The following is a 3,694-nucleotide window of genomic DNA, read 5'->3' as shown; positions in this document are numbered from 1 at the left end:
TGCGCCACCTGAGCATGAACCTGTTCGATCAGGAGGGGTCGGCGATCAGCTTGGCCAAGAAGCGCCGCAAGGCCGCGTGGAATGACGACTATCGCGCCAAGGTCGTGTTCGGCTGAGAATTTAAACGCGCTCGCCCTGGCGGATAGACCGACTCGCCCACCGGCGGCGCGAACTTCTGCATGGTGGTGAAGATGACCCCGCCCGAGGCGCGGTTGAGGGCCAGGCGCAAATGATCGCGGTCCTCGATTTGGACCGGCGTCTGGCGGATCAGATCCGCGCACATCGCGAAGGTGGCAAACAACTGATCGTCGAGATCGTTGCGGTCGGTGATGACCAGGATCGTCGGGTTCGTCAGTTCCGGGCAGCGCACCAATTGCCCCGCATAGAAGGCCATCAACAAGCTCTTGCCCGAGCCCTGGGTGTGCCAGATCACCCCCACGCGACGGTCCCCGTCCGGGAGCGTGGCGGTCAGCGTGCAGATCAGCGCGTGGCGCACGGCGTGGAACTGATGATAGCCGGCGAGGATCTTGAACAGACCGTCGCCGTTGTTGCCGAAGACGGTGAAATCCCGCAGCAGCGCGAGGAATCGGGAACGCTCGAACACGCCCGTCACGAGCACGGTCTGTTCGGCGCTCCCCTTCGGCGCGACGGTGCGCCCATCGGTCGTGCGCCAGGGCATGAACCGCTCTTCGTTGGCCGTGAGCGAGCCGATGCGCGCCTGTACGCCATCCGTGATGACCAGAGCGGCATTGGTGCGAAACAGCGTGGGGATCTGTACCTTGTAGGTCTGGAGCTGATTGAAGGCGCCGTGCAAGCTGGCCTGTTCGCTCCCTGGATTCTTCAGCTCGAACACCGCGACCGGCAGGCCATTGAGGAACAGCACCACATCCGGGCGGCGATTGGTGCCGTTCTCGACCACGGTCAGTTGCGCCACGGCCAGCCAATCGTTCGCGTCGGGATCCGAGAAATCGATCAGGCGCACGGTATCGCCCCGCAGGGTGCCATCCTCGGCGTAGAACTCCACCGGCACGCCCTCGACCATCAGCCGGTGCAGGCGGCGGTTCTCCTCGATCAGCGACGGCGAGACCGTGGCGATGATCTGTTTCAGGGCATCCGCGCGGGCCTCGCTGGGAATCTCCGGGTTCAAGCGATCAATGGCCGCTTGCAGCCGTCCGACCAGCAGCACATCCGAGAAGGCTTCGCGCTCCGCCGCGCTTCCGTCCGGTCCGATCACCGCATCGCTCGTGCACTGGTAGCCCAAGCCCGCCAGTTGCTCCAGTAACAGCCCCTCAATGTCGGCTTCCGTGAGAAAGGTCATCCTTCGCTCCGTGTCGCAGTGTCCGCCGATCCTGGCCGCCCCCTGGTCCAGCGGGGGCCGTCCCTCCACGGCCGAGTGAATGAATCCGTCCGGCCTCAGTCGGTCGGGTTGTCCTCGTCTTCCGCCATCCCGACGTTCAACAGCTCCGCGCCATTGAGCCGCCAACGCTGACCGATGCGCTCCAGATCGCCACGCACCAAGACCGGCAATTGCTGATCGTGCGCCTGGACCGCCTGGCGGTAATTCGCTTGGTCCAGGGTGGCCTTGACCGACTGAATTTTCCCGTCGACCAACGCCTTGAGGGTCACCAGACCCTCGGCCTCGTCCTGATCGCGCTTGAGCTGAAAGACGGTCCCGAACAACTCCATATCCGGGCGCGAGTGCCGCGCGCGAAAGGTCCGCGCCGCTTCGCTCAGGATCGCCGCATCGCTCGACGAGAACCGCACCCGCCGATATGCCTCGGTCCCCGGTCGGGTCCGCGCCCAGGTTACGCCGATTTCCAGGCCATCCGCGCAGGCCACCAAGCGGGCCACGGCCTCGCACAGGTTCGCGCTGACTCCGACCTTGACCGCGCGCTCGAAGGCCGCCATCCCGGTTCCGGTCATCGTTTGTTCCGTGGCTCCACAGCAAGCCTCCAGCGCCTCGATCAGGCGTCGTGTCACCTTGCGTTCGTAGGGTTCTTGATCGAAGGGCGTGGTCCAGGAGGCATCGAGCACAGGTTGCAGCAATGGCGGGACTGGCGCCAGGAGGCGGACCACAAAGCTCCCGTGCTCGGTTTGGCCCAAGCGCACCTGCTGCAAATACTCGTTGGCCTCTTTATTCGCCCCCGCGCGGTAGAGCGGTTGAGGATTGGTCGCCGCACAGGCGGCGGCCAACAGCATTTCGCGGGCGTTCTCCACCAGACCGACACCCGCGGCCAAGCTCACCGAGCCGTCATCGGCGCTGGCACGCGCGCGCACCCGCACCACGTCCCGATCCGCCCCGATCAGATCGCGATAGAGGGCGAGTTCATCCCGACCGCTGGTCTCGGCCAGGATCCCGATCAACTCCGCCACCACGCGCGGATAGTCCGCCAGACTCTCGGTGCGCGGAATCACCAGCTCGGGCCGTTTCGGGTGGGCGTAGACATCGGAATGCCGCCCGTAAGCCTCGATATGCGCCCAGCCCTCGCCCCGCGCATAAGCCGCCAGGGCGGCCGGCGTAATGGCGCGCAGGGCCTGTTGATCGACAATCTGAGCTTTCATCGAATGCCCCCCGTTCTGGACTGATCCATTAGGGCACGCAGCGCCGACACATCGAACCGTTGAAGCTCGGGGAGCGACACTGTCACGGACGTCTGGTTTTCGCTCTCTGGTGCGTCGGCGAGCGACACCCAATAGGCACAGCGGCGCAGCACCAGTTCCGCCTCGGTCACGGTCAGCCACTCGGCCTCGTCCGTGGGCAGGGCCAGGACCACCAGCACGCGCGGCGTCTGGGTCGGCTCGCGCAGCAGGTCATAGTTGCGGCGCTTGAGCGGATAACGATAGTGGCCCTCCTGAACATCGCCCAGATGGATGGTCGCCTTGAGCTGAATACCCAGCGAGGGGCGCATCCGCCCACCGGCCTTGATCTCGCAGTCGATGCCGTCGCGGTCGAAGTCCAGGCTCGCCACCACATAGCCAGCCCCGGCGGCGACGGCTTGCAGGTAGGCGCGTGACAATGCCTCTTCGCGGTCGGTTGGGGCGAGGAGCTGATCTGAAGTCATGGGTGCCGCTCACCCGCCGCTTGATGCAGCCGATCCAAACCCCGTTTTGTCTGGCCTTGCCCGCGTTGAACCCGCGCACGAAAGCGAGCCTCAGCGTCAGCTTCGGCCACGCGCGCCGCCGTCATTTGATCGAACAGTTGGCTATTATTCACGCTTCTAACCCTGAAGATTTTCTTGAGCTATCTGTCAGTTGCCTGTCAATCACCAAAAACTTCCGCCATGTTCCTTCACCCAACCTTTAAAATCTTCCATTACTTTTGTGCATTCATCCTCAGACTGCCCAAAAATACCGCTTTTGACGTAAATTGATTCATTTCCTTGACTTGAAATGGATTCGCTAATTTCATTGAAAATTCGCGTGCGATTATCATGATTGTAGGCATAGCGCCCGAGCGGCACCCAATACCAATCTTTGCTGTTTTTGTCATTATAGTTGTGGCCAAGAGCCATCAACACTTCGAGTCGGTCAAAGGCATAGCTGAACCTCGCGATCTCAGTACAGTACATATCTCATTAAGCATTTGATATATATGGATCTCGCTTAGAGCCACGATCGCCCGGAGATTCGATGTCCGAGATCCAATCCGTCAAGCTGTTGCGCAACCTGCTCGGCGTCCACCTGAACTGGCACG

At 62.6% G+C, this 3,694-nt stretch carries 4 protein-coding genes; all 4 read right to left on the bottom strand.

What is annotated here, in order from left to right; all coding sequences use genetic code 11:
• Positions 1–88: 88 nt before the first annotated feature.
• A complete protein-coding gene (locus tag QZY07_RS18040) occupies positions 89–1,318 on the bottom strand; it encodes a type I restriction endonuclease (protein ID WP_295405707.1) in 1,230 nt (409 codons plus the stop codon).
• 95 nt (positions 1,319–1,413) lie between these two features.
• Positions 1,414–2,562, bottom strand: coding sequence for a hypothetical protein (locus QZY07_RS18035; protein ID WP_295405705.1), 1,149 nt, complete (start codon positions 2,560–2,562; stop codon positions 1,414–1,416).
• Positions 2,559–3,062: a DUF4365 domain-containing protein gene (locus QZY07_RS18030; protein WP_295405704.1), complete on the bottom strand. Its 504-nt coding sequence runs from the start codon at positions 3,060–3,062 to the stop codon at positions 2,559–2,561. Before QZY07_RS18030 ends, QZY07_RS18035 begins: the two co-directional genes overlap by 4 nt.
• Before the next feature lie 201 nt (positions 3,063–3,263).
• Positions 3,264–3,512 (bottom strand): hypothetical protein, encoded by a 249-nt coding sequence (locus QZY07_RS18025; protein ID WP_295405702.1) that lies wholly within the window; start codon positions 3,510–3,512, stop codon positions 3,264–3,266.
• Positions 3,513–3,694 lie beyond the last annotated feature (182 nt).

Source organism: uncultured Thiocystis sp. (genome assembly GCF_903866365.1).
Lineage (GTDB): Bacteria > Pseudomonadota > Gammaproteobacteria > Chromatiales > Chromatiaceae > Chromatium.
This window is presented reverse-complemented; position numbering and strand designations above follow the sequence as displayed.

Coding starts and splice junctions, on each gene's coding strand:
- QZY07_RS18040 (WP_295405707.1), bottom strand. CDS start 1,318: ATGACCTTTCTCACGGAAGCCGACATTGAGGGGCTGTTACTGGAGCAA.
- QZY07_RS18025 (WP_295405702.1), bottom strand. CDS start 3,512: ATGGCTCTTGGCCACAACTATAATGACAAAAACAGCAAAGATTGGTAT.
- QZY07_RS18030 (WP_295405704.1), bottom strand. CDS start 3,062: ATGACTTCAGATCAGCTCCTCGCCCCAACCGACCGCGAAGAGGCATTG.
- QZY07_RS18035 (WP_295405705.1), bottom strand. CDS start 2,562: ATGAAAGCTCAGATTGTCGATCAACAGGCCCTGCGCGCCATTACGCCG.